The following is a 23,994-nucleotide window of genomic DNA, read 5'->3' as shown; positions in this document are numbered from 1 at the left end:
CCGGACGGCGATGTGGACAGCGCGCAGAGTATAACAAACGCGTGGCGCATCGGCGGGCGGAATGCGCGCCGACGCGCTTGTCGTGCGGTCAGCCGCGATCAGAAATCGACGACGACGAAATCTTCCTTGCCCACGTCGCACAGCGGGCACCGCCAGTCGGCGGGAATGTCGGCGAAACGGGTGCCGGCTGCGATGCCCTCGTCGGGCAGCCCTTCCGCTTCGTTGTAGACCCACCCGCAAATCAGGCAGACCCAGCTTTGGTATTCGGTGACTTCACTCATGTGGTGCTCGGGATATTGGAAACTCGGTGATGCCGTCCGCAGCCTCGCCGGCGGACGAAAGGCGCAATGGTACCGGAATTTCGCCGAACGCCTGCGCAACGTCGTTTTAAACGTACGCATCGCGAACAAGGCAACCGAAACACGCATGCCGTGTGTGCGGTGTATGCTTCCCGGGCTGTCCAATCATAAGGAGAATGCGATGCTGAACAGAAAGTGGATCGCGGGTGCGATGTGCGTGGCGGCGATGGCCGTGTCGACGGTCGCGCGGGCCGAGGCGCGCGTGTTTTTCGTCGAGCCGGCGGACGGCGCGACGGTGTCGAACCCGGTGCACGTGAAGTTCGGTCTGGAAGGCATGGAGCTTCGGCCGGCCGGCGACATGACGCCGAACACCGGCCATCACCACTTGCTGATCGACGGCCGGCCGATCCCGAAGGGCGACGTGATTCCCGCGAGCGAACGTTCACTGCACTTCGGCAAGGCACAGACCGAAACCGACATCAAGCTGCCGCCGGGCCAGCACACGCTGACGCTGCAGCTCGGCGACGGCGCACATCGGTCGTACGGCCCCGAACTGAGCCAGACCATCAGCGTCAACGTCAAATAAGCGGTCACACCCGCGCGGGCGTCCCGGCCATCCCTGCAACGGGGATGTGCCCACCCGCTGCCGGGTGTCTGCGACCCGCGCGCGGCGGCCGCCCACCGGCCGTCGCGGCCGGTCTTGCGGCATTATCCATCCGGCCATGCCGGTGGCGGCGTCCGCGACCGGTACAATGGGCGCTTCCGATTCCTCTCTCCGCCGTCTCCCCATGTCGCTCTACTCCATTACCGGCGCGCAGCTCGCGTTCGGTCACGTCGCGTTGCTCGATCACGCGGATTTCTCGCTGGAAGCAGGCGAGCGCGTCGGCCTGATCGGCCGCAACGGCGCGGGCAAGTCGTCGCTGCTGAAGATCGTCGCTGACCTTGCGAAGCCCGACGACGGGCTGGTCACGCGCCAGCAGGAACTCGTGACCGTCTATGTGCCGCAGGAGCCCGAATTCGAGCCGGGCGCGACGGTATTCGACGCGGTCGCGTCGGGGCTCGCGCACACGCGCGAACTGCTCGAGGAATACGATTCAATCGCGCACCGCCTCGCGGATACGCCCGAAGGCGCCGAGCACGATGCGCTGCTCGCGCGGATGAATGCGCTGCAGTCGTCGCTCGACGCGCACGACGCGTGGAGCTGGCGTACGCGCGTGTCGATGACGCTCGCGCAGATCGGTCTGACGGACGGCGATGCGAGCGTCGACGCGCTGTCGGGCGGGATGCAGAAGCGCGTCGCGCTGGCGCGTGCGCTGGTGTTGCAGCCCGACGTGCTGCTGCTCGACGAACCGACCAACCACCTCGACTTCGACGGCATCCGCTGGCTGGAAGAATTGCTCGTCGCGCAGCGCGCGGGCCTGCTGTTCATTACCCACGATCGAGCGTTCCTCGACCGCGTCGCGACGCGCATCGTCGAGCTCGATCGCGGCCGGCTGCTGTCGTACCCGGGCAATTTCTCCGCGTACCAGACGCGCAAGGCGCAGCAGCTCGAGGTCGAGCGCGTGGAGAACGACAAGTTCGACAAGCTGCTCGCGCAGGAAGAAGTGTGGATCCGCAAGGGCGTCGAAGCGCGCCGCACGCGCAGCGTCGGCCGTATCGCGCGGCTCGAGCAGATGCGTCACGAGCGCGCGGAGCGCCGCAACTCGCAGGGCAACGTGAGGCTCGACGTCGCGCAGGGCGAGAAGTCCGGCAAGATCGTCGCGGAACTGACCGACGTGACGAAGCGCTACGGCGGCCGCACGATCGTCGACTGCTTCTCGACAACCGTGATGCGCGGCGACAAGATCGGCTTCGTCGGTCCGAACGGCGCGGGCAAGACCACGCTGCTCAAGCTGATTCTCGGCGAACTGAAGCCCGACGAAGGCACGGTGCGCACCGGCACGAACCTGCAGGTCGCGTATTTCGACCAGATGCGTGCACAGCTCGACCAGGAGAAGAGCCTCGCGGATACCATCAGCCCCGGCAGCGAATGGGTCGAGATCGGCGGCGTGCGCAAGCACGTGATGAGCTATCTCGGCGATTTCCTGTTCGCGCCGGAACGCGCACGCTCGCCGGTGAAGTCGCTGTCGGGCGGCGAGCGCAACCGGCTGCTGCTGGCACGCCTGTTCGCGCGCCCGGCCAACGTGCTGGTGCTCGACGAACCGACCAACGACCTCGACATCCCGACGCTCGAACTGCTCGAAGAGCTGCTGGCCGACTACGACGGCACGGTGCTGCTCGTCAGCCACGATCGCGCGTTCCTCGACAACGTCGCGACGTCGGTGATCGCGGCAGAAGGAGACGGCAAGTGGCGCGAGTATGTCGGCGGCTTCTCCGACTGGCAGATCCAGAGCGAGCGCTCGCAGCAACTCGCGCAGCAGGAAGCCGCGAAGCGCGCGGTCAAGGACGCGGCGCCCGTGAAGGAAGAGCCGGCGAAGAGCGCCGCGGGCCGCAACGCGCAGCGCACGGTGAAGCTGTCGTTCAACGAGCAGCGCGAACTGGATTCGCTGCCGGAGAAGATCGCCTCGCTCGAAGAGGAGCAGAAGACGATCAATGCACAGCTCGAGGACGGTTCGATTTTTGCGAAGGATCCGCAGGAAGGCACGCGCCTGACCGAGCGGTTCGCGGCGATCGACGACGAATTGCTCGAGGCGCTCGAACGGTGGGAAACGCTCGAGGCGAAGCGCAAGCCGGCGTGACGCGTCGCGCGGCCGGCGGCCGTGCACCAATCTCGCGATTGGCGCGCCACGCGGAACCAGTAGAATACCGCGCGTCCCGGGCCGCGCAGCGCATGCCGCGCGCCCGCTTTCGGAGCAGTCCAAGCACATCGTTGTTTCGATTCGCTTTTTTACGGAACTCAACGTTTTGTCCACGACGTTATCCACACGAGGTGTGGACAACGTCCCGATGAATGACGAAATTCAGCGCCTATGTCAACGAAGAAACCCAGCGCGGCCTATAGCGAAGCATCGATCAAGGTGCTCAAGGGTCTCGAGCCGGTCAAGCAGCGGCCCGGCATGTACACCCGTACCGAGAATCCGCTTCACATCATCCAGGAAGTCATCGACAACGCGTCCGACGAGGCGCTCGGCGGTTACGGCAAGCAGATCGTCGTCACGCTGCACGCCGACCAGTCGGTATCGGTCGACGACGACGGCCGCGGCATCCCGTTCGGCATGCATCCCGAGGAAGGCGTGCCGGTCGTCGAGATCGTGTTCACGCGCCTGCATGCGGGCGGTAAGTTCGACAAGGCCGCGGGCGGCGCCTACACGTTCTCGGGCGGCCTGCACGGCGTCGGCGTGTCGGTGACGAATGCGCTTGCGACGCGCCTCGACGTGACGGTCTGGCGCGAAGGCAAGATCGCCGAGCTCGGCTTCGCCGACGGCGATGTGGTGAAGCCGCTCACGACGCAAGGCGCGGGCCGCGGCGAGAAGAAATCCGGCACGCGCGTGCAGGTCTGGCCGAATCCGAAGTATTTCGATTCGCCGAACCTGCCGCTCGGCGAGCTGCAGCGCCTGCTGCGCTCGAAGGCCGTGCTGCTGCCGGGCGTCGAGGTCGTGCTCGTCAACGAAAAGACGGGCGAGCGCCAGACGTGGAAATACGAGGACGGCCTGCGCGGCTACCTGCTCGACGAAATGAACGGCAGCGAACTGCTGATCCCGTTGTTCGAGGGCGAGCGTTTCGCCGATTCGCGCTCGGGCGACGATACCTTCGCCGAAGGCGAGGGCGCGTCGTGGGTCGTCGCATGGAGCGAGGAAGGCTCGCTCGTGCGCGAGTCGTACGTGAACCTGATCCCGACGCCGGCCGGCGGCACGCACGAGTCGGGCCTGCGCGACGGCCTGTATCAGGCCGTGAAGAGCTTCGTCGAACTGCACAACCTGCAGCCGAAGGGCGTGAAGCTGCTCGCGGAAGACGTGTTCGCCCGCGTGTCGTTCGTGCTGTCCGCGAAGGTGCTCGATCCGCAGTTCCAGGGGCAGATCAAGGAACGCCTGAACAGCCGCGACGCGGTGAAGCTCGTGTCGTCGTTCTCGCGCCCCGCGCTCGAACTGTGGCTGAACCAGCACGTCGAGCACGGCAAGAAGCTTGCCGAACTCGTGATCAAGCAGGCGCAGGCGCGCACGCGCGCAGGCCAGAAAGTCGAGAAGCGCAAGAGCTCGGGCGTCGCGGTGCTGCCCGGCAAGCTGACCGACTGCGAGACCGAGGACATCGCGCGCAACGAACTGTTCCTCGTCGAGGGCGACTCGGCGGGCGGCTCCGCGAAGATGGGCCGCGACAAGGAATACCAGGCGATCCTGCCGCTGCGCGGCAAGGTGCTGAACACGTGGGAAACCGAGCGCGACCGGCTGTTCGCGAACAACGAGGTGCACGACATCTCGGTCGCGATCGGCGTCGATCCGCACAGCCCGGACGACAGCGTCGACCTGTCGAACCTGCGCTACGGCAAGATCTGCATCCTGTCGGACGCGGACGTCGATGGCTCGCACATCCAGGTGCTGCTGCTCACGCTGTTCTTCAAGCATTTCCCGCAACTGATCGAGCGCGGCCACGTGTGCGTCGCACGTCCGCCGCTGTTCCGCGTCGACGCGCCGGCGCGCGGCAAGAAGGCCGCGCAGAAGCTCTACGCGCTCGACGACGGCGAACTGGAAGCGATCCTCGACAAGCTGCGCAAGGACGGCGTGCGGGAGACCCAATGGAGCATCAGCCGCTTCAAGGGTCTCGGCGAAATGAGCGCCGAGCAGCTGTGGGACACGACGATGAACCCCGACACGCGTCGCCTGATGCCCGTGAAGCTCGGCGAGCTCGACTACGAGGCGACCGTCGCGCGGATGACGATGTTGATGGGCAAGGGCGAGGCAGCCGCGCGGCGCGGCTGGCTCGAGGAAAAGGGCAACGACGTCGAAGCGGATATCTAGGCTTGACTCGATAAGCGCCCCGAGCGCGGCCGGGCAGGATGCCCGGCCCGGCCTTACGCCACTTACGAATACGGAATTCAGATGGACGACAATACTTCCGATCTCTTCGCCGCGCCCGACGCACCGGATGCCGAAGCGCTGACGCTCGGCAACTACGCGGAGCAGGCGTATCTCAGCTACGCGGTCAGCGTCGTGAAGAGCCGCGCGCTGCCCGACGTGTGCGACGGCCAGAAGCCGGTGCAGCGCCGGATTCTCTACGCGATGAACGAAATGGGCCTCGGCCCGGACGCGAAGCCGGTGAAGTCGGCGCGCGTCGTCGGCGACGTGCTCGGTAAATACCACCCGCACGGCGACCAGTCAGCATACGACGCGCTCGTGCGTCTCGCGCAGGATTTCTCGCTGCGTTACCCGCTGATCGACGGGCAGGGCAACTTCGGCTCGCGCGACGGCGACGGCGCGGCGGCAATGCGTTACACCGAAGCGCGCCTCACGCCGATCGCGAAGCTGCTGCTCGACGAGATCGACCAGGGCACGGTCGACTTCATGCCGAACTACGACGGCTCGTTCGAGGAACCGAAGACGCTGCCGAGCCGCATGCCGTTCGTGCTGCTGAACGGCGCGTCGGGTATCGCGGTCGGCCTCGCGACGGAGATCCCGTCGCACAACCTGCGCGAAGTCGCGGCCGCGGCGGTGTCGTTGATCCGCAATCCGAAGCTCACGCACGCGGAGCTGATGAACCTGATCCCGGGCCCGGATTTCCCGGGCGGCGGGCAGATCATCTCGAGCGACACGGAAATCGCGGCGGCCTACGAAACGGGCCGCGGCAGCCTGAAGGTGCGCGCGCGCTGGAAGATCGAGGATCTCGCGCGCGGCCAGTGGCAATTGGTCGTCACCGAGCTGCCGCCGAGCACGTCGGGCCAGAAGGTGCTCGAGGAAATCGAGGAGCTGACCAACCCGAAGCTCAAGCTCGGCAAGAAGACGCTGACGCCGGAACAGCTCAACACGAAGAAGGCGATGCTCGACCTGCTCGACGCGGTGCGCGACGAGTCGGGCAAGGAAGCGGCGGTGCGGCTCGTGTTCGAGCCGAAGTCGCGCACGATCGACCAGACGGAATTCGTGAACACGCTGCTCGCGTACACGAGCCTCGAATCGAACGCGACGCTGAACCTCGTGATGATCGGCGCCGACGGCCGGCCGGGCCAGAAGGGGCTGCTGACGATCCTCGACGAGTGGGTGAAGTTCCGCCAGCTGACGATGACGCGGCGCACGCGCCACCGTCTCGGCAAGGTCGACGACCGCATCCACATCCTCGAAGGGCGGATGATCGTCTTCCTGAACATCGACGAGGTGATCCGCATCATCCGCGAATCGGACGAGCCGAAGGCCGCGCTGATGAGCGCGTTCGGCCTCTCCGACCGGCAGGCCGAGGACATCCTTGAAATCCGGCTGCGCCAGCTCGCGCGACTCGAGAAGATCAAGATCGAGAAGGAACTCGAAGCGTTGCGCGACGAGAAGGCGAAGCTCGAGGAACTGCTCGCGAACGAAAGCGCGATGAAGCGGCTGATGATCAAGGAGATCGAGGCCGATGCGAAGCAGTACGGCGACGAGCGCCGCACGCTGATCCAGCAGGAAAAGCGCGCGACGTTCGAGGCGAAGGTGGTCGACGAGCCGGTGACGGTCGTCGTGTCGCAGAAGGGCTGGGTGCGTGCGCTGAAGGGCCACGGGCTCGACCCGGCCGGCTTCACGTTCAAGGCCGGCGATCACCTGTACGCGGCGTTCCAGTGCCGCACGCCGGACCGGCTGATCGCATGGGGCAGCAGCGGCCGCGTGTACTCGGTCGACGTGTCGGTGCTGCCGGGCGGGCGCGGTGACGGTGTGCCGGTCACGTCGCTGATCGAGCTCGAATCGGGCTCGCACCTGATGCACTACTACGCGGCGCCGGCCGACCAGCAGTTGTTGCTCGCGTCGAGCAACGGCTTCGGCTTCCTCGCGAAGGTCGGCGACATGGTGAGCCGCGTGAAGGCCGGCAAGGCGTTCATGACGATCGATACGGGCGCGGTGCCGCTCGCGCCGATGCCCGTGCTGCCGAACGCGACGCAGATCGCGTGCCTGTCGAGCGGCGGGCGGTTGCTGGTGTTCGGGATGGACGAGATGAAGACGCTGTCCGGCGGCGGTCGCGGTGTGATCCTGATGGCGCTCGACGACAAGGAAACGCTCGTGCAGGCGCTCGCGATCGATCCGGCGGGTGTCGTGCTGATCGGCACCGGCCGCGGCGGCAAGGCGGCGGACGACACGCTGTCGTACGCGGGGCTTGCGCCGCACATCGGCAAGCGCGCACGCAAGGGCCGCGCGCCGGATACGAAGCTCAAGGTCGTCAGCGAGCTGCGTCCGCTGCTCGGCTGACGCCGGGCACGAACGTCCGGTTCGGCCGCGATCGAAGGCCGCACGTCCGCTTCGGCGGGCCTGCGGCCTTTTCTTTTGGCCTCGGGATTCGGGTAAGCAAGCGTGACGCCGTCACGCGGAACTTGCAAAATATTGTGAAATCCCGTTCGGGGTCTGAACCGCATGGCGCCAAGCGGGTCGAACGATGTTCGATGCCGCGTGCGACGCGGCCGTTCGCCGCACCCAACCCATCACAGGATTGCCCTCATGTCCCACGCTGTTGCCGTCGCGCTGTTTCTTCATCTGCTGGCCGTCGCCGTGTGGGTGGGCGGGATGGTCTTCGCGAACTTTTGCCTGCGGCCGGCGCTGTCCGACCTGTCGCCGCAGCTTCGGCTGCCGCTGATCGAAGGCGTGTTCGGCCGCTTCTTCAACTGGGTGGCGGGTTCGGTGATCGTGATCCTGCTGTCCGGCGGCTTCCTGCTCGTGGAATTCGGCGGCGCGCACGCGACGTGGTCGCTGCATGCGATGGCCGGGCTTGGCGTCGTGATGATGCTGATCTTCGGGCACATCCGCTTCGCGCTGTTCCCGCGCATCCGCCGTGCGGTGCAGGCGCAGAACTGGCCGGACGGTGCGCGCGCGGTGAACGCGGTGCGCCTGCTCGTCGTCGTGAACCTCGTGCTCGGTGTCGTCACGGTCGGCGCGGCCGTGCTGTCGCGCGGCTTCTGATCTTCCGGCGCCGCCAGGCGCCGGCCGCGGGCGCAGCAGCATGCGCCGCTACGCGGCCAGCATCGCGTCGAGCAGCCATGAGCCGGCCGGGCCGAGCGGCCGGTTGCGCGACCAGACGGCATCGACTCGAACGCGGCGCGGCCAGCCGCGCGCGCGCAGTTCGCACAGGCGATCGCGCGCGAAGTGCTCGACCATCCAGCGCGGCAACTCGGCCCAACCGAACCCCAGCACGGCCATCTCCAGCAGCATCAGGTAGCTCGGCGCCAGCCAGTGCTGCGTGCCGACGACGATCCGGTCGTCGGTGCCGCGGCCTTCCGTTTTCACATAGGTGTTGAGGCGCAGTTCGCGCACGTCGCGCAGCGCGGCGTGCGGCACTTCCGTCTCGCCGTACGCCGCGAGCGCGTGCGTGCGGCCGACGAACAGCCCGATTTCCGATTCCTCCGCCACCGTCGCCGCGCCGATATCGGCCGGGTAGGTCGCGCGCGCGGCCATCAGCCCGAGCTGAGCACGGCCTTGCTGGATCAGGTCGAGCACGTCCTCGTGCTCGGCGATCTGGCATTCGAGCTCGAGCGCCGGAAAGCGCCGCTCGAGCGCCATCAAGGTTTCCTCGTAGCGCTTCGATTGGTACGTATCGGACACGACGAGCGTCAGCCGCGCTTCTTCGCCGCCAGCAAGCCGCGCGGCCGTGCGGTCGATCGCCGCGCCGGCCTCGAGCGCGCGCTGCACCTGCGGCAGCAGCGCGCGCCCGGCGTCGGTCAGCGTCGGCGCGCGTGTCGATCGATCGAACAACTGCACGCCGAGATCGATCTCGAGGTTCGCGATCGCCTCGGACACGGTCGACTGGCGCTTGCCGAGCTTGCGCGCGGCCGCCGTGAACGAGCCGAGCAGCGCGGCTTCGGCGAACGCGAGCAGGGCTTCGGGGGCGTGGCGCATGCGCGCTCCTGGTGGTGTTGTATCGGTAAAACCGATGATATCAAACTGGATTCATACGGTTGCGCCGATCAGAATGGTCGACATGAATGAAGGACACGAATCGGAGGGAATCATGAAACAGATGAACAAAACGGTGACGGAACGGCTGCTGCATGCGCTGACGTTCGAGCTGGTCGCGATCGCGCTGTGCGCGCCGATCGGCGCGTGGCTGCTCGACATGCCGGTGTCGCACGTCGGCGTGCTGACGGTGATGGTGTCGTTGATCGCGATGGCCTGGAACATGGCCTTCAATACGCTGTTCGATCGCTTCGAGCGGCGCGCGGGACTGTCGCGCACGCTCGGCATGCGGATCGCGCACGCGGGCCTGTTCGAGCTGGGTCTCGTCGCGATGGTGGTGCCGGTGGCCGCGTGGTGGCTGAACGTGAGCCTCGTCGAGGCGCTGCTGCTCGACCTCGGCATCGTGCTGTTCTTCCTGCCCTACACGTTCTGCTTCAACCTCGCGTACGACGCGCTGCGCGCCCGCTGGATGGCACGTCGGGTCGCGGTACAGGCGGGTTGAGGTTGGTTGATGCCGGTTGAGCCAGGTGGGGCGGCGGCCGCTCTTCAGCGCGCGGCGGCCCACAGCCACACGCCGCAGGCAACCGCGACCGCGCCGTAGACGGCATAAACGGGCACCTTGAAGCGCGCGAAGCACAGCGTCGCGAACGCACCCGTCAGCCAGTAAATCGGGTCGGCCGGCTCGCGATGCAGGATCTTCACGACGGCGACGACGAGAAAGCCCGTCGTCGCCGCGCGCAGCAGGCGCATCCCGTGTTCGAAGCGCGAATGGCGCTTGAGCCGGAACAGGTGGTTTTGCGCAAACACGACGAGGCAGCCCGACGGAATGAACAGTGCGGCCGTGGCGAGCAGCGCACCGGCCCAGCCGTCGGTCAGGTAGCCGAGAAACGGCACGACATTGAGCAGCGGCCCCGGCGCCACGGGCGACAAAGCGAACGCAAGCGTGAAGTCGTGATCCGAGATGCCGGTGGCCGGCGTGACGAACAGCGTCTTGAGCACGGGCAGCGCGGAAAAGCCGCCGCCGAACAATGTCATGCCGGCGCCCGCGAGGCGCGGCCACAGCAACTGCGCCTGGTAATCGCCGGGCAGCGGGACCGCGAACAGTGTGACGAGTACGCCGAGCAGCACGAGCAGGTTGCGGTCGCGGGTCGACAGCGTGAAGTCGACCGCGTCGCGTTGCGGCGGCCCCGTCAGCCAGCCCGCTGCAAACGCGGCGAAAAGAATCCCGACGAAAGCGGCCGGACTATGCGCGAAAGCGAGAAGAATCGTCGATAGCGCGGCGATCACCTGTTCCAGCCGGGTGCGCGCGAGCGAGCGCAACTGCCTGACCCACGTGACGCCGATCAGCGCGGCGAGCACCATCCCGAAGTGATTGATCAGGATCGGATCGGCCAGCGAGCGCACGAGCGGCGTGCGATAGAACATCGCGAACAGCGTCATCAGTATGGAGAATGGCAGCACGCTCGCGATACCGGCGACCCATGCGCCGGCGCGGCCGTGCAGCGTCTGGCCGACCTGCACCGCGACATTGCAGCCGACGGGGCCCGGCACGAGCCAGGCGAGCGCGACGAGATCGCCGAACACGTGCGGCTCGATGCGCTGCAGCCGTTCCACGTAGTGGCGTTCGAGCTGCGCCATCATCGAAAGCCCGCCCCACGAGACCGCCGAAATGCCGGCGACGACCTTGAACAAGGTCCACAGGGAGGCCTGTGCCTGTTCGATAGGAGCAGTCGCTTCGACTTCTACGGTTGTCATGGTGGTGCTGTCGGCGCAGGGCCTGATCTCTCATGTGTGGACATGCCGGCGGCCCGCCGACACGTTGGCCCTCCCGATTGTCCGCCGCGCACGATGACACTGCCATGCGCGAAAACGCTAGTTAATGGACTAAACAATCGGATCGGAAAACGAAACAATTGCGGCGGCGCGCAACGCGCGTTGCGGCCGCGATGCGCTCAGGCGCCGGTGCTGCCGGTGGCGCGATGTGCGATGACGTTCGGATGGTCGCCGCGCACGCCGAAGCGCGCGATCAGCGCGGGAATCGCGTCGGCCGGCACCGGGCGCGAGAACAGGAAGCCCTGCGCCTCGATCTCGCCGAGCGCGGACAGCCAGGTGATCTGCTCTTCGGTTTCCGTGCCTTCGACGACGACGGTCAGGCCGAGCGAGCGCGCGAGATGCACGATCGACGACACCATCACGCACACGCTGCGATCGTTCGGGATTGCCTGCACGAACGAGCGGTCCACCTTCAGCGTGTCGACGGAGAAGCGGTGCAGGTATGACAGCGACGAATAGCCGGTGCCGAAATCGTCGAGCGCGATCCGGATACCGAGCTTCTTCAGCGCGACGATCTTCTCGGACACGAGTTCCGGGTATTCCATCATCGCGGTTTCGGTGATCTCGAGTTCGAGCCGGTTCGCGTCGATGCCGGTTTCCTGCAGCGTGCGCGAGATCGTCTCGATCAGGTCGCCGCGCCAGAACTGCACGGGCGAGATGTTGACCGCGAGCGTCAGCGTGTCGTGGCCGTCGTCGCGCCAGCGCGCGATCTGCTCGCACGCGGTGCGGATCACGAAGTCGCCGATCGGCACGATCAGGCCCGTCGATTCGGCGATCGAAATGAATTCGTTCGCGGAGATGATCCCGTGCTCGGGGTGATCCCAGCGCGCGAGCGCCTCGAAGCCGGTGATGTAGCGGTGCGTGAGGTCGATCTTCGGCTGGTACGCGAGGAACAGCTGCCCCTCGGCGAGCGCGACGCGCAATTGCTGTTCCCAGCGCATCAGGTGGTCGGCACGGTGCGACAGGTGCGGCGCATAGAACTGGTAGCAGTTCTTGCCGGCGTCCTTCGCGCTGTACATCGCGAGGTCGGCCTTCTTCAGCAGGTCGATCTCGCTTTCGTTCGCCACGCTGTGCAGCGCGATGCCGATGCTCGCATGCAGCACGAACGAACTGCCGCGCACGTCGAAGGGTTCGCCGAACATCCGGATGATCGCTTCCGCGAGCCGCACCGCGCGCCGCTCGACGTCGTCGCCCTTCATCACGACGACGAACTCGTCGCCGCCGATGCGCGCGAGCGAGCCTTCGTCGCCGACCGCATCGGACAGGCGCGACGCGGTCATCTGCAGCACGATGTCGCCGGCGTTGTGGCCGAGCGTGTCGTTGACGGTCTTGAAGTTGTCGAGATCGATGAACAGCAGGCCGAGCCGCGACAGGCTCGTGGGCATCGACACGTCGTTGCGCAGCCCGCGCAGCGTCGCATAGCGGTTCGCGAGGCCGGTGAGCAGGTCGTACTCCGCGAGCTGCGTCATCTCGCGCTCGCGGCCGAGCAGCTTGCCGATCAGGCCCGTCGCGACGCCGAAGAACGCGAGCATCGCGAGCGTGATGAAGCTCGTCATCAGCAGGTAGACGTTGCGCGTGTGGTAGTAGTCCGCGAACTCTTCCGATTGCGACAGCCCGACCATTACCGCGAGCGGGTAGCCGTCGAGGTGGCGGTACGACACGATGCGCGTCACGCCGTCGATCGGGTCGATGATCGTGCCCGTCACGCGCTCGGCGATCGGGTAAACACCCGAGGCCGAAAACGCGCCCGGCGCGTTGCTGACCGAGCCCGTGCGCCGCGCGAGCACCGTGCCCGTGTCGGACACCACCGCGATCACGCCTTCCTTGCCGATCGCCGCGTTGTTGTAGAAGTCGTTCGTGAAGTAGCTCGGGTCTTCCGACACGACGACGATGCCCGCGAAGCTGCCGTCAGGGTTGTTCAGGCGCCGTGTCATCTGCAGCGTCCAGTGGCTCGAGACGCGGCCGAGCACGGGTTTGCTGATGAAGAGGCGGTCGTCGTTGTTCGCGAGGTGAACCTTGAAGTGCTCGCGATCGGACAGGTTGATCGGCTGCGGATGGAGTTCGGCCGTGTTCGCGAACAGGATGCCTTTCGCGTTGACGAGCGACACCTGGATCAGCGTGTCGCTCGGTACGACGCCTTTTTCGACGGCGCTCGCGAGGTTGAAGCGCGCGGGCGACTTCTCGAACTCGAACTTCACGAAGCGGGTGATCTGGTCGACCTGGTGGATCGCCTTGACCGTGTGCTGCTCGAGCGCGGACGACAGGATCGCCGCGGACGCCGCGGCCTCCTTGTACGCGCTGTCCTTCTCCACCGACAGGCGCGCGATGATCACGGCCCACAGCAGCGCGAGCGCCAGCATCCCGAGCAGCGGGATCGCGAACAGCGCACGCCGGCGCGATTTGCGCGGCGCGCGTAGCGGCCGGGTCGGCGGCGTGTGGTTGGACCGGGCGGAGCTCATCGAAGAGGGTGGCGTCCTGCTCGCGTGCGCCATCCTTCGGGATGGCGGGCTATGGTTGGAGTCGCCCCGGCGTCTGTTCGTTCGCGGGATGCGCAACCAGCGACAGACCTCCGAAACGACGGATTAGGCCCGATATTACTGGCTGGAAGGTTTTTGCGATAGTTGGGCGAATCGTAGGGGCGCCGGACGGGCCGGCGCCATCGCACATCGCGAAATGTCAGACGGGTGACCGGAAAGTGCCGTCGACGACCGTGACGGCGTGGCCGCCGATCCACGTGGTGCCGTCTTCGTCGTAGCTGACGAAGATGCGGCCGTCGCGGTCGATCGCCGTGCCCTGGCGGGCCGTGTAAGACGGGCCCGGGCGGCGCGCCTGGCGCGTCAGCAGCCCGGCCAGCGCGGCGTTCGCGCTGCCCGTGACGGGATCTTCGCCGACGCCGAACTTGCCGCCCGTCATCAGGCAGCGGATTTCGAACGTCGCGGGGCCGCCTTCGGCATGCGGCGCGTAGGCCGCGAGGCCGTCCGCGCCGTAGCGGTGCGTGATCGCCTCCAGCGCGGCCGGATCGGGAGACAGGCCGATACAGGCGTCGGCCGACGTCAGCCGCACGACGAGCCACGGCGCGCCGTTGTCGACCGCGCACGGCTCGGCATCCAGATCGATCGCGTCGCTGCGCAGCGCGGCGGCCAGCGCCGCGTAGTCCGAACGGTCGAGCGGCGTGACGCGGGCCGGCGGCGCGGCGAACGCCCAGCCGTCGGCCTGCTCGCGCAGCGCGACCCGTCCGACCCCGCATTGCTGGATCAGCCGGCCCGGCGTGCGCGGCCGGGCGCCGCTTTCCAGGAACGCGTGCGCGGTGCCGAGCGTCGGGTGGCCGGCGAACGGCAGTTCGCCGCCCGGCGTGAAGATCCGGACGCGATAGTCGGCCTCCGGATCGGTCGGCGTGCAGACGAACGTCGTTTCCGACAGGTTGGTCCAGCGGGCGATCGCGAGCATGTCGTCGTCGCCGAGCGAATCGGCGTCGAAGATCACGGCGAGCGGGTTGCCCTTGAACGGCACCGACGTGAACACGTCGACCTGCTTGAAACGGACGAGGCGGCCGGGCATCGCGCTGCGCCTGTTACGCGACTTCGGCGATCAGTTCGATCTCGACGCACGCGCCGAGCGGGATCTGCGCGACGCCGAAGGCCGAACGCGCGTGCTTGCCCGCGTCGCCGAACACTTCGGCGATCAGTTCCGACGCGCCGTTCGTCACGACGTGCTGTTCGGTGAAGTCGAGCGTCGAGTTGACGAGGCTCATCAGCTTGACGATGCGCGTGACCTTGTTCAGGTCGCCCGTGTGTGCGTGCAGCGTCGCGAGCAGGTCGATCGCGATCGAGCGCGCGGCCGCCTTGCCGTCTTCCGTCTGCAGATCCGCGCCGAGCTTGCCGGCCCAGACCTTGCCGTCCTTCTTCGCGATGTGGCCCGACAGGTAGACCGTGTTGCCGCTTTGCGCGCTCATCACGTAGGCGGCGGCCGGTGCGCCGGCGGTCGGGAGCTCGATGCCGAGCGACTTCAGTTTGTCGTAGACGTTAGCCATGTGTTCGATTCCTCGTAGAGAGTCGTGACAGGAAAAAGGGGATCAGAGGCGTTCGCGCAGCAGCTTGCCGAGCCGCGCGACACCTTCCTCGATCTTCTCGGGCGGCACCGTCACGAACGACAGGCGCAGCGTGTTCTGCTGCGCGTCGTCCGCGAAGAACGGCGCGCCCGGCACGAAGGCGACGTGGTTGTCGACGGCCGCGGCGAGCAGCTTCATGCTGTCGATCTGCGCGGGCAGGTTCACCCAGATGAACATCCCGCCTTCCGGGCGGTTCCACGTGACGCCTTCCGGCATGTGGCGCGCGAGCGACGCGAGCATCGCGTCGCATTGCGCGCTGTACAGCTCGCGGATCGTCGGGATGTGTTCGTCGAGGAAACCGTCCTTGATCACTTCGTGCGCGATGCGCTGCGTGAGCGTCGGCGTGTGCAGGTCGGTGGCCTGCTTGGCCTGCACGAGCTTGAAGTGGAGTTCCTCGGGCGCAATGATGTAGCCGATCCGCAGGCCCGGTGCGAGCACCTTCGAGAACGTGCCGAGGTGCACGACGTGGTCGGGCGCCATCGACAGCATCGTCGGCAGCGGTTCGCCGCGGTAGTTCAGCGCGCCGTACGGATCGTCTTCCAGCACCGGGAACGGGCTCGTCTGCGCGAACGCGGCGAGCGCGCGGCGGCGCTCGACGGGCAGGCGGCGGCCGGTCGGGTTCTGGAAGTTCGGCTGCGCGTACAGCAGGCGCGCGCCTTGCGTGAGTTCGGGCGTGAGGCCTTCCGGCAGCAGGCCTTGCTCGTCGGTTGGCACCTGCACGTAGCGCGGCTCGTACAGCGAGAACGATTGCAGCGCGCCGAGGTAGGTCGGGGTTTCGACGAGGATCGGGCTGCCCGGGTCGACGAGCGCCTTGCCGAGCAGGTCGAGCGCCTGCTGCGAGCCGGTCGTGATCAGCACTTGCGACACGCGCACGCTGTAGCGCTCGGCGATCCATTCGCGCAGCGGCAGGTAGCCTTCGGTCGCGCTGTACTGGAGCGCGGCGGCCGGCGCGTCGCGCAGCACGCGGTCGGCGGCGTCGCGCATGCGCTCGGCCGGGAACGTCGAGGGAGCGGGCAGGCCGCCGGCGAACGAGATGACCTCGGGGCGCTCCGTGACCTTCAGGATCTCGCGGATCGCAGAGCTCGTCAGCTTGCGGGCGCGTTCGGAAAGTTGCCAGTGCGGCGGATGCAGGTCGCTCGGATTCATAGTCTCCTCGTTCGGATATCGTGGTCAGTCAAGAAAGGTCGTTCGGGCCGATCGCCTCGACGCTGCCGGGTGGGCAGGCGCGAGCGCGGGCGAGCCTTCGCGGCCGGGTGGGCAAACCGATCAGGCAAAACAGCCATTATGGCGCACCTGTTCAGCCGGCGCGAGCCGGTCGCGCGGCGGTGGCGACCGCCGAGCGGCGCCCGAGCACCACGGTGGCGATCACGGCGGCCGCGAACAGCCACGTCGTCGACGTCACCGTTTCGCCGAACAGCAGCGCGGAAAATGCGATCGTGAAGAAAATCTGCAGCAGCTGCACCTGGCCGACGCGCGCGATGCCGCCCATGGCGAGCCCCGCATACCACGCGAAAAAGCCGATGAATTGCGAAAAGAGGGTCACGTAGCCGAACGCGAGCCACGTGCGCAGCGCGAGCGGGCCCGGATGCGCGACATGCTGCATCCACGCGAGCCAGCCGACCGGCAGCACGAGGAACGGCGCGGACACGACGAGCGCCCAGCAGATCACCTGCCAGCCGCCGATCTGGCGCGCGAGGCGCGCGCCTTCCGCATAACCGAGCGCGCCGATGCCGACCGCGACGAGCATCAGCGCATCGCCGGCCTGCACGGTGCCGCCGCCGTCGCGCAGCGCGAACGCGATCACGAGCGCGCTGCCCGCCACCGCGCTGGCCCAGAATGCCTTCGACGGCCGCTCGTGCGACAGCCAGGCGGCGTACAGCGCGACGAACAGCGGCTGCAGCCCGTTGACGACCGCGCCGTGCGACGCGGGCACCGATTTCATCGCCCATGCGGAGAACACCGGATACGCGATGATCACGCCGGCCGACGTGATCGCGAGGCTTTTCAGTTGCGCGCGGGTCGGCAGCGCCTCGCGGCGCCACCACAGCAGCAGCCCGGCCGGCACCGAGGCGGCGAGCGCGCGGCCGAGCCCGTTGAGCAGCGGATTGAGTTCGGACACGACGATACGCGTCATCGGCAGCGTCAGGCTGAAAATCATCACGCCGATCAGGCCGAGCAGCATGCCCCGGGTTTCGCGCGAATTCATGTCGTGGGTGTCTCCGTCTTGCAGGGTGGTTGTAATCGAGGGGCGGGGTGTTCAGCGCAGCGTGCGCGCGCCTTGCGGCGTGTCGAATTCGGCGACCAGCGCGGGCGGGCCGTCGTCGGTTTCGAGGTCGAGCAGATGCGCGGCGCCGAGCCAGTCGAGCTGCTCGCGGATCGCGTCCGCACGCGGGTGGGTGCCCTTGAGCGACTTCAGCGCGACGCCGTCGTGCGGCAGTGATTCAGCTGGGTGGCGCGGGCTGTCCCACTGGATCAGCGACGGCACGAGGCCGTCGCCCGAACCCTGCCACGCGGGAAACGCGCCGTCGTCGGGCACCGTGAGGCCCCAGGTCAGGTCGCCGCGCCGCATCGGGACGACGGGCGGGATGCGGGCCGGGTACTGGCTCTGCCACAGCGCGAGCTGGCGCGGGCGGTCGACGCGCGCGACCCAGTGCGCGAGGAACGGGCCCTGCGCGAGCCGCGCGTGCATCGCCGGATCGTCGAGCCCGAACAGCCGCGCGCGCGGCGGCGTATCGGTATCTTCCGGGGCGGCCGCATCGGGGTCGATCGCGATCACTTCCAGGTAGAGCCCGCCCCACGCGCCGAACAATGCATTGTGGGTCCGCATCAACGGGTGCCGGCCGCCGCCGGCCGGTTCGATGCCGAGCGCGTCGGCGACATGGCGTACGCCGTCGTCGAGCGTGCGCGCGGCGATCACGAGATGGTCGAGTGTCAGGGAGCGGGCTGGCATGAACGTCGGTCGGGAAGCGAAAGTGTCATGGTGGGCGGGTGATGCGCCGGGCGGTTGCCGAACCGGCCGGCGCACGAGCCGCGACGCAGGCCGGCCGGCGCGGCGCCAGGTGCGGCGGGGCCGGAACGGCGGCCGCACGGTCGCCATTCCGGTCAACTGTAATCGTCGATACCGGCACAGTAACGGTACAATCGGCGCGATAGCCTTCGGTACAGTTGGAGCTGCCGCCCATGTCAACCGTTCCACTCGCCCAGATTCCCGTGCCGCACGACACGGCCACGCTTACGCTCGTCGACCAGCTTGTCCAGTGGGCACGGCGGCGCATCGACGAACGCGTGTTCCGTCCCGGCATGCGGATGCCGTCGATCCGCAAGCTCGCGCTCGACAAGAGCGTGTCGCGCTTCACCGTCGTCGAGGCGTACGAGCGCCTCGTCGCGCAGGGTTACCTCGACTCGCGGCGCGGGTCGGGCTTCTACGTGCGCGAGCGCACGGCCGGCCCGCAGCCGACCGACAAGGTGGCGCGCGTGTCCGAGGCCGCGCCCGTGCACAACACGATCGACGTCGTCTGGCTGCTGCGCAACATGCTGCACACCGTCAGCCCGGAAAAGGGGCCCGGTCTCGGCTACCTGCCGGGCCGCTGGCTCGACGGCGAGCTGATCACCGGCGCGCTGCGCGCGCTCGGGCGCCAGTCCGGCGCGCAGATGCTCGGCTTCGGCACCGCGCAGGGTTTCCTGCCGCTGCGCCAGCAGCTGCAGACGCGCCTGGCCGAGGTCGAGATCGGCGCGACGCCCGACCAGCTCGTGCTGGTATCGGGAATCACGCAGGCAATCGACCTGATCTCGCGGATCTACGTGCGGCCCGGCGACGCGGTGATCGTCGGCGATCCGGCCTGGTTCCAGATGTTCGGCCGCTTCGCGTCGCAGGGCGCGCAGCTCATCGGGATGCCTTACACGCCCGACGGCCCCGATCTCGACGCGCTCGAGACGCTCGTGCAGATGTGGCGGCCGAAGATGCTCGTGATCAACTCGGTGCTGCAGAACCCGACCGGCACGTCGCTGTCGGCCGCGCAGGCGTTCCGGATCCTGAAGCTCGCGGAGGCGTACGACTTCCTCGTCGTCGAGGACGACGTGTACGGCGACCTGTGCCCGCCGAGCTATCCGGCGACGCGCCTCGCGAGCCTCGACCAGTTGAAGCGCGTGATCTACCTCGGCAGCTATTCGAAGACGCTCGCGGCGAACCTGCGGGTCGGCTACGTCGCGTGCGCGCCGGAGATCGCGAAGGCGATCACCGACCAGAAGATGCTGGTCGGGATGACGACGCCCGAACTCAACGAGCGCGTCCTTTACAAGATCCTGACCGAGGGGCATTACCGGCGCCACGTCGAGCGGCTGCGCGCGCGGCTCGACGGCGTGCGCGACAAGACCGCGCGGATGCTCGAGCGCACGGGGCTCGGGCTGTTCACGATGCCGGCGGCCGGGATGTTCCTGTGGGCCGACACCGGCGTCGATTCGGACGCGCTCGCGGCCGCCGCGCACGAACAGGGGTTCCTGCTGACGCCCGGTAGCCTGTTTTCGCCGCAGCAGTCGTCGTCGACGTGGACGCGCTTCAACGTCGCGAACTGCGGCGATCCGGCGCTGCCGGGGTTTCTCGCGCGCTATATCGACTCGGCCGTGCGGCGCGCGTCGTGACGCGGCGCGGCATGCCGGCCCTTGAAATCGCGCGCGCGGTCCCCAGATACGCGCGCAAACCGCTTGCGCCAGGCGGTCGTCCGTCCCGGGCTGGCCGGCATCGCGCGCCGGGCGCCTGCGCCACACCATTCAAGTTCAAGTAAGAGGAAACAGCATCCATGGCACACGAAACGATGAGCTTTCAGGCAGAGGTCAAGCAACTCCTCCACCTGATGATTCATTCGCTCTACAGCAACAAGGAAATCTTCCTGCGCGAACTGGTGTCGAACGCGTCCGACGCGGCCGACAAGCTGCGCTTCGAGGGGCTCGCGGACAACGCGCTGTACGAGAACGATCCGAACCTGCGCATCCGCATCGGCTACGACAAGGCCGCGCGCACGATCACGATCGACGACAACGGTATCGGCATGAGCCGTGACGAGGCGATCGCGAACCTCGGCACGATCGCGCGTTCGGGCACCAAGGAATTCTTCACGAAACTGTCCGGCGACCAGCAGAAGGATGCGGCGCTGATCGGCCAGTTCGGCGTCGGCTTCTACTCGGGCTTCATCGTTGCGGACAGGATCACCGTCGAGACGCGCCGCGCGGGCCTGCCGGCGAACGAAGCCGTGCGCTGGGAAAGCGCGGGCGAGGGCGATTTCACGATCGACGCGATCGAGCGCGCGCAGCGCGGCACGACGATCACGCTGCACCTGCGCGAAGGCGAGGACGAGCTGCTGTCGTCGCACCGCCTGCAGTCGATCGTCCAGAAGTACTCCGATCACATCGCGCTGCCGATCCTGATGCAGAAGGAAGAATGGGATCAGGAAAACGGCGAGATGGTCCTGAAGGACGAGGACGAGACCGTCAACCAGGCAAGTGCGCTGTGGACGCGTTCGAAGAGCGACGTCACCGACGAGCAGTACACGCAGTTCTACCAGCACATCGCGCACGACCACCAGGATCCGCTCACGTGGACGCACAACCGCGTCGAGGGTCGCAGCGAATACACGCAACTGCTGTTCGTGCCGGCGCACGCGCCGTTCGACATGTGGAACCGCGACTATCGCGGCGGCCTGAAGCTGTACGTGAAGCGCGTGTTCATCATGGACGATGCCGAGCAGCTGCTGCCGCAATACCTGCGCTTCGTGAAGGGGGTCGTCGATTCGGCCGACCTGCCGCTGAACGTGTCGCGCGAGATCCTGCAGGAAAGCCGTGACGTGAAGGCGATCCGCGAAGGTGTGACGAAGCGCGCGCTGTCGATGCTCGAGGAGCTCGCGAACGCGGAAGAGGATGCCGGCAAGGAGAAGTACAAGACGTTCTGGGGCGCGTTCGGCCAGGTGCTGAAGGAAGGCCTCGGCGAGGATCACGCGAACCGCGAGCGCATCGCGAAGCTGCTGCGCTTCGCGTCGACGCATGGCGACACCGACGCGCAGGACGTGTCGCTTGCCGACTACGTGTCGCGCATGAAGCCCGAGCAGAGCAAGATCTACTACGTGACGGCCGACGCATGGCAGGCCGCGAAGAACAGCCCGCATCTCGAGGTGTTCCGCAAGAAGGGCGTCGAAGTGCTGCTGCTGACCGACCGCGTCGACGAATGGATGCTGTCGTTCCTGCAGGAGTTCGACGGCAAGCCGCTCGCGAGCGTCGCGCGCGGCGACCTCGATCTCGGCGAGCTGAACGACGAAGAGAAGAAGGCGCAGGAGCAAGCGGGCGAAGCGATCAAGCCGGTCGTCGACAAGATGAAGGAAGCGCTCGGCGACAGGGTGAAGGAAGTGCGCGTCACGTTCCGCCTGACCGATTCGCCGTCGTGCCTCGTCGCGGACGACAACGACATGAGCGGCTACCTGCAGCGGATGCTGAAGGCGGCCGGCCAGAACGCGCCGGCGATGCAGCCGATCCTCGAGATCAATCCCGAGCACGCGCTCGTGAAGCAGTTGAAGGCCGACAGTGCCGATTTCGGCGACTGGTGCCATCTGCTGTTCGATCAGGCGCTGCTGGCCGAGGGCGGCATGCTCGACGATCCGGCGAGCTTCGTGAAGCGGACCAACGCGCTGCTGCTGTCGCGCGCCGCGTGAACGCACGTCTGCGATTCGACGGCGGGCAGGCTGGCTGGCGCGAGACGCCGCGGCCTGGCTGCACGCTCGACCAGCGCGACTGGCTGACGCGCGGCGGATCGCTGACCGCGCATCTCGCGCGGCTCGGCCGCGTGAACGTGCACGTGACGCGGGAGGCCGTCGACTGCCCGTGGTTCGACGAGCCCGATGCGGTCGCCAGTGCGCCGCGCGCGCCGATGTGGGTGCGCGAGGTGATCCTGTCGGTCGACGGTACGCCGTACGTCGCCGCGCACAGCATCGCGCCGCTCCCCGCCAGCAAGGGCGTGTGGCAGGCGATGCGGCGGCTGCGCACGCGGCCGCTGGCGGAGTTGCTGTACAGCGATCCGCAGGTCGAGCGCTCGGCGCTCGTCAGCCGGCGCGTGATCGCCGGCCATCCGCTGTACGCGCTCGCGACTCATGCGCTGCAGGGCGCGCGAGCACCGCACGCGTTCGTCGCGCGGCGCTCGGTGTTCCAGCGTCACGGCAAACCGCTGATGGTCACCGAATGCATGCTGCCGGCGCTGTGGCGTCATCTCGACGCGCACGGCGACGGGGCGCGCGCGGGCAGTCCGGGCGGAGGTGCGTGATGCTGCAGGGTTTCGGGCCGGTGGTCGGGCCGAATACGCATACGATGATCCTCGGCAGCTTTCCGGGCGAGGCGTCGCTCGACGCCGCGCAGTATTACGCGCATCCGCGCAACCAGTTCTGGCGGCTGCTCGGCACGGTGCTCGGCGAGCTTCAATTGCACGAGCTGGCTTATGAGGCGCGGCTCGAACGTGTGCTGGTTCATGGAATCGGCATCTGGGACGTGCTTGCCGCGTGCCATCGCGAAGGCAGCCTCGATTCGGCGATCCGCAACGCGGAGCCGAACGATTTCGACTCGTTGAGGGAACATGCGCCGTTGCTGAAGCGCGTGTGTTTCAATGGCAAGACGGCGGGGCGGTTTGCCGACGTGATCGGCAGGGCAGGGTATGAAACGCTCGTGCTGCCGTCGTCGAGCCCGGCGAATGCGATGCTGTCGTTCGAGCAGAAGCTGGTGCAGTGGCGGGGGATTCGTTCCTGACGCCGGCATGAGCGCCGGGGAGGGGGCATCGCGCCCGACGCTCAATCGTCCTTGCCCCACCTCCAGCCGGGCTTCTCGCCCTTGATCCAGCACACGGCAGTCAGCAGCGCGATCAACACCACAATGCACGCGCCGTACGCGAACGGTGACTGGTGCGGCGGCAGCAGCCACGCGCTCGCGACGACTCCGATCACGAACAGCAGCAGTACGCCCCAACCCTGCCACGCGACCGGTAAACCCCAGCCCCAACCGTAGCGTTTCGCCGGAAACCAGATCTTCTTGTCGTTCGGAGGCATGGGATCCCTCGTCGTCAGTGGTAGTCGCTTTCTCTCTGGTGACGCACCGCGAGAATCGTCACAGTCTGGCTGTCATCGATCTCGAATAATGCGACATAGCCCGATGCACCGAACGGAATGATCAGTTCACGGAGAAACGGCATCGAAGGATGGACTTTACGGCAGGTGAACGGTGACGATTCGAGCGTGGCAATTCCGGAAGCAATGGCCGCCAATGCGCGTTCAGCTCGTTCGACCTCCGAATCGTCGCGATCGACGACGAATTCATAAAGCCGGTCCAAATCATCCGATGCCTCGAGCGTGAAGCGAACCGTATACGTCATCGAGCGTGCCGCTTCCTGTCACGCAGCGTATCGAGCCGTCGACCAAGTCGTTCCAGGACCTCTGACGAAGATACATATTCGCCGGTCCGGCGAGCCTCATCGCGCGACGCAATGCCGCGCGCGATGAATTCGCTTTGGAGGCGACGGCGTTCGACGCCTTCTCGGATCGATTGCTCGACGAAGCTGGACAGCGTCTCGCCATCCTGAAGGACGCTCTCGGCTGCGTCGCGCAGTTCCGGCTCGACGCGAACGGACGGAAAAGTAGCAGTTTTCATCATGCCCTCGAATGCATCGCAATTGCGATGCATT

General features: G+C 67.2%; 22 protein-coding genes. 10 read left to right on the top strand and 12 right to left on the bottom strand.

The features are described 5' to 3' along the window. Window positions 1–98: 98 nt before the first annotated feature. Window positions 99–281: a rubredoxin gene (locus H3H55_RS12990; RefSeq protein WP_034190709.1), complete on the bottom strand. Its 183-nt coding sequence runs from the start codon at window positions 279–281 to the stop codon at window positions 99–101. A 199-nt stretch (window positions 282–480) separates the two neighbouring features. On the opposite strand from H3H55_RS12990, the gene H3H55_RS12985 reads away from it, so the two are divergent. From H3H55_RS12985 to H3H55_RS12965, 5 genes are all read left to right on the top strand, one after another. Next, window positions 481–885 (top strand): DUF4399 domain-containing protein, encoded by a 405-nt coding sequence (locus H3H55_RS12985; RefSeq protein ID WP_193098819.1) that lies wholly within the window; start codon window positions 481–483, stop codon window positions 883–885. Between the two features lie 166 nt (window positions 886–1,051). Further along, complete coding sequence (locus H3H55_RS12980; RefSeq protein WP_413463962.1) at window positions 1,052–3,037, top strand: ATP-binding cassette domain-containing protein; 1,986 nt, start codon at window positions 1,052–1,054, stop codon at window positions 3,035–3,037. A gap of 231 nt (window positions 3,038–3,268) precedes the next feature. Continuing rightward, window positions 3,269–5,251 carry a DNA topoisomerase IV subunit B gene (locus H3H55_RS12975; protein WP_129512683.1) on the top strand — a complete coding sequence of 661 codons (1,983 nt, stop codon included), beginning with the start codon at window positions 3,269–3,271 and terminating at the stop codon, window positions 5,249–5,251. An 81-nt stretch (window positions 5,252–5,332) separates the two neighbouring features. After that, window positions 5,333–7,654, top strand: coding sequence for a DNA topoisomerase IV subunit A (parC, locus tag H3H55_RS12970; RefSeq protein ID WP_193098817.1), 2,322 nt, complete (start codon window positions 5,333–5,335; stop codon window positions 7,652–7,654). A gap of 246 nt (window positions 7,655–7,900) precedes the next feature. Further along, complete coding sequence (locus H3H55_RS12965; RefSeq protein ID WP_047898700.1) at window positions 7,901–8,359, top strand: CopD family protein; 459 nt, start codon at window positions 7,901–7,903, stop codon at window positions 8,357–8,359. 48 nt (window positions 8,360–8,407) lie between these two features. On the opposite strand, the gene H3H55_RS12960 is transcribed toward H3H55_RS12965, so the two are convergent. Continuing rightward, on the bottom strand, window positions 8,408–9,292 hold the full coding sequence (locus H3H55_RS12960) for a LysR family transcriptional regulator (RefSeq protein ID WP_193098816.1): 885 nt from the start codon (window positions 9,290–9,292) through the stop codon (window positions 8,408–8,410). Window positions 9,293–9,404: 112 nt separating this feature from the next. Here H3H55_RS12960 and H3H55_RS12955 point away from each other — a divergent pair, with 112 nt between their 5' ends. Then, complete coding sequence (locus tag H3H55_RS12955; protein ID WP_048249421.1) at window positions 9,405–9,851, top strand: multidrug/biocide efflux PACE transporter; 447 nt, start codon at window positions 9,405–9,407, stop codon at window positions 9,849–9,851. A 44-nt stretch (window positions 9,852–9,895) separates the two neighbouring features. Here H3H55_RS12955 and H3H55_RS12950 read toward each other — a convergent pair whose 3' ends face one another. The 7 genes from H3H55_RS12950 to H3H55_RS12920 form a co-directional block, all read right to left on the bottom strand. Further along, window positions 9,896–11,104 carry a chromate transporter gene (locus tag H3H55_RS12950; protein ID WP_129512681.1) on the bottom strand — a complete coding sequence of 403 codons (1,209 nt, stop codon included), beginning with the start codon at window positions 11,102–11,104 and terminating at the stop codon, window positions 9,896–9,898. A 197-nt stretch (window positions 11,105–11,301) separates the two neighbouring features. Further along, a complete protein-coding gene (locus H3H55_RS12945) occupies window positions 11,302–13,641 on the bottom strand; it encodes an EAL domain-containing protein (RefSeq protein ID WP_193098815.1) in 2,340 nt (779 codons plus the stop codon). Window positions 13,642–13,858: 217 nt separating this feature from the next. Further along, window positions 13,859–14,740, bottom strand: a complete 882-nt coding sequence (locus H3H55_RS12940) for a PhzF family phenazine biosynthesis protein (RefSeq protein WP_193098814.1) — start codon at window positions 14,738–14,740, stop codon at window positions 13,859–13,861. 13 nt (window positions 14,741–14,753) lie between these two features. After that, the gene (locus tag H3H55_RS12935; RefSeq protein ID WP_006478174.1) at window positions 14,754–15,212 is read right to left on the bottom strand and encodes a RidA family protein; all 459 of its coding nucleotides are present in this window, start codon (window positions 15,210–15,212) and stop codon (window positions 14,754–14,756) included. Window positions 15,213–15,254: 42 nt separating this feature from the next. Then, window positions 15,255–16,436, bottom strand: a complete 1,182-nt coding sequence (locus tag H3H55_RS12930) for a PLP-dependent aminotransferase family protein (RefSeq protein WP_129512678.1) — start codon at window positions 16,434–16,436, stop codon at window positions 15,255–15,257. A gap of 151 nt (window positions 16,437–16,587) precedes the next feature. After that, window positions 16,588–17,496 carry a DMT family transporter gene (locus H3H55_RS12925; RefSeq protein WP_193098813.1) on the bottom strand — a complete coding sequence of 303 codons (909 nt, stop codon included), beginning with the start codon at window positions 17,494–17,496 and terminating at the stop codon, window positions 16,588–16,590. 51 nt (window positions 17,497–17,547) lie between these two features. Then, complete coding sequence (locus tag H3H55_RS12920; protein WP_193098812.1) at window positions 17,548–18,240, bottom strand: VOC family protein; 693 nt, start codon at window positions 18,238–18,240, stop codon at window positions 17,548–17,550. A 230-nt stretch (window positions 18,241–18,470) separates the two neighbouring features. Here H3H55_RS12920 and H3H55_RS12915 point away from each other — a divergent pair, with 230 nt between their 5' ends. From H3H55_RS12915 to H3H55_RS12900, 4 genes are all read left to right on the top strand, one after another. Beyond that, window positions 18,471–19,928 carry a PLP-dependent aminotransferase family protein gene (locus tag H3H55_RS12915; RefSeq protein ID WP_193098811.1) on the top strand — a complete coding sequence of 486 codons (1,458 nt, stop codon included), beginning with the start codon at window positions 18,471–18,473 and terminating at the stop codon, window positions 19,926–19,928. A gap of 158 nt (window positions 19,929–20,086) precedes the next feature. Next, window positions 20,087–21,985 carry a molecular chaperone HtpG gene (gene htpG, locus H3H55_RS12910; protein ID WP_193098810.1) on the top strand — a complete coding sequence of 633 codons (1,899 nt, stop codon included), beginning with the start codon at window positions 20,087–20,089 and terminating at the stop codon, window positions 21,983–21,985. An 8-nt stretch (window positions 21,986–21,993) separates the two neighbouring features. After that, window positions 21,994–22,590 carry a chorismate--pyruvate lyase family protein gene (locus tag H3H55_RS12905; protein ID WP_193099492.1) on the top strand — a complete coding sequence of 199 codons (597 nt, stop codon included), beginning with the start codon at window positions 21,994–21,996 and terminating at the stop codon, window positions 22,588–22,590. Then, window positions 22,590–23,066 (top strand): DNA-deoxyinosine glycosylase, encoded by a 477-nt coding sequence (locus H3H55_RS12900; RefSeq protein ID WP_193098809.1) that lies wholly within the window; start codon window positions 22,590–22,592, stop codon window positions 23,064–23,066. The genes H3H55_RS12905 and H3H55_RS12900 overlap by 1 nt, the downstream gene beginning before the upstream one ends. A gap of 41 nt (window positions 23,067–23,107) precedes the next feature. On the opposite strand, the gene H3H55_RS12895 is transcribed toward H3H55_RS12900, so the two are convergent. The 3 genes from H3H55_RS12895 to H3H55_RS12885 are packed head-to-tail and all read right to left on the bottom strand — an operon-like array spanning window position 23,108 to window position 23,960. Beyond that, window positions 23,108–23,362 carry a hypothetical protein gene (locus H3H55_RS12895; RefSeq protein ID WP_193098808.1) on the bottom strand — a complete coding sequence of 85 codons (255 nt, stop codon included), beginning with the start codon at window positions 23,360–23,362 and terminating at the stop codon, window positions 23,108–23,110. A gap of 14 nt (window positions 23,363–23,376) precedes the next feature. Continuing rightward, window positions 23,377–23,685: a type II toxin-antitoxin system RelE/ParE family toxin gene (locus H3H55_RS12890; protein WP_193098807.1), complete on the bottom strand. Its 309-nt coding sequence runs from the start codon at window positions 23,683–23,685 to the stop codon at window positions 23,377–23,379. Beyond that, window positions 23,682–23,960, bottom strand: coding sequence for a YlcI/YnfO family protein (locus tag H3H55_RS12885; RefSeq protein WP_193098806.1), 279 nt, complete (start codon window positions 23,958–23,960; stop codon window positions 23,682–23,684). The genes H3H55_RS12890 and H3H55_RS12885 overlap by 4 nt, the downstream gene beginning before the upstream one ends. Window positions 23,961–23,994 lie beyond the last annotated feature (34 nt).

It is taken from the genome of Burkholderia sp. Z1 (genome assembly GCF_014893795.1).
GTDB classification, from domain to species: domain Bacteria; phylum Pseudomonadota; class Gammaproteobacteria; order Burkholderiales; family Burkholderiaceae; genus Burkholderia; species Burkholderia theae.
The sequence above is the reverse complement of the archived record's forward strand: the minus strand, read 5'-3'. Positions and strand labels throughout refer to the sequence as shown.

Bases quoted from the DNA above. Each gene is read 5' to 3' on its own strand.
- H3H55_RS12980 (WP_413463962.1), top strand. From the start codon at position 1,052: ATGGGCGCTTCCGATTCCTCTCTCCGCCGTCTCCCCATGTCGCTCTAC.
- H3H55_RS12900 (WP_193098809.1), top strand. From the start codon at position 22,590: ATGCTGCAGGGTTTCGGGCCGGTGGTCGGGCCGAATACGCATACGATG.
- H3H55_RS12920 (WP_193098812.1), bottom strand. From the start codon at position 18,240: ATGCCAGCCCGCTCCCTGACACTCGACCATCTCGTGATCGCCGCGCGC.
- H3H55_RS12965 (WP_047898700.1), top strand. From the start codon at position 7,901: ATGTCCCACGCTGTTGCCGTCGCGCTGTTTCTTCATCTGCTGGCCGTC.
- H3H55_RS12890 (WP_193098807.1), bottom strand. From the start codon at position 23,685: ATGACGTATACGGTTCGCTTCACGCTCGAGGCATCGGATGATTTGGAC.
- H3H55_RS12950 (WP_129512681.1), bottom strand. From the start codon at position 11,104: ATGACAACCGTAGAAGTCGAAGCGACTGCTCCTATCGAACAGGCACAG.
- H3H55_RS12955 (WP_048249421.1), top strand. From the start codon at position 9,405: ATGAAACAGATGAACAAAACGGTGACGGAACGGCTGCTGCATGCGCTG.
- H3H55_RS12885 (WP_193098806.1), bottom strand. From the start codon at position 23,960: ATGAAAACTGCTACTTTTCCGTCCGTTCGCGTCGAGCCGGAACTGCGC.
- H3H55_RS12985 (WP_193098819.1), top strand. From the start codon at position 481: ATGCTGAACAGAAAGTGGATCGCGGGTGCGATGTGCGTGGCGGCGATG.
- H3H55_RS12945 (WP_193098815.1), bottom strand. From the start codon at position 13,641: ATGAGCTCCGCCCGGTCCAACCACACGCCGCCGACCCGGCCGCTACGC.
- H3H55_RS12925 (WP_193098813.1), bottom strand. From the start codon at position 17,496: ATGAATTCGCGCGAAACCCGGGGCATGCTGCTCGGCCTGATCGGCGTG.
- H3H55_RS12975 (WP_129512683.1), top strand. From the start codon at position 3,269: ATGTCAACGAAGAAACCCAGCGCGGCCTATAGCGAAGCATCGATCAAG.
- H3H55_RS12915 (WP_193098811.1), top strand. From the start codon at position 18,471: ATGTCAACCGTTCCACTCGCCCAGATTCCCGTGCCGCACGACACGGCC.
- parC (WP_193098817.1), top strand. From the start codon at position 5,333: ATGGACGACAATACTTCCGATCTCTTCGCCGCGCCCGACGCACCGGAT.
- H3H55_RS12930 (WP_129512678.1), bottom strand. From the start codon at position 16,436: ATGAATCCGAGCGACCTGCATCCGCCGCACTGGCAACTTTCCGAACGC.
- H3H55_RS12895 (WP_193098808.1), bottom strand. From the start codon at position 23,362: ATGCCTCCGAACGACAAGAAGATCTGGTTTCCGGCGAAACGCTACGGT.
- htpG (WP_193098810.1), top strand. From the start codon at position 20,087: ATGGCACACGAAACGATGAGCTTTCAGGCAGAGGTCAAGCAACTCCTC.
- H3H55_RS12940 (WP_193098814.1), bottom strand. From the start codon at position 14,740: ATGCCCGGCCGCCTCGTCCGTTTCAAGCAGGTCGACGTGTTCACGTCG.
- H3H55_RS12990 (WP_034190709.1), bottom strand. From the start codon at position 281: ATGAGTGAAGTCACCGAATACCAAAGCTGGGTCTGCCTGATTTGCGGG.
- H3H55_RS12960 (WP_193098816.1), bottom strand. From the start codon at position 9,292: ATGCGCCACGCCCCCGAAGCCCTGCTCGCGTTCGCCGAAGCCGCGCTG.
- H3H55_RS12935 (WP_006478174.1), bottom strand. From the start codon at position 15,212: ATGGCTAACGTCTACGACAAACTGAAGTCGCTCGGCATCGAGCTCCCG.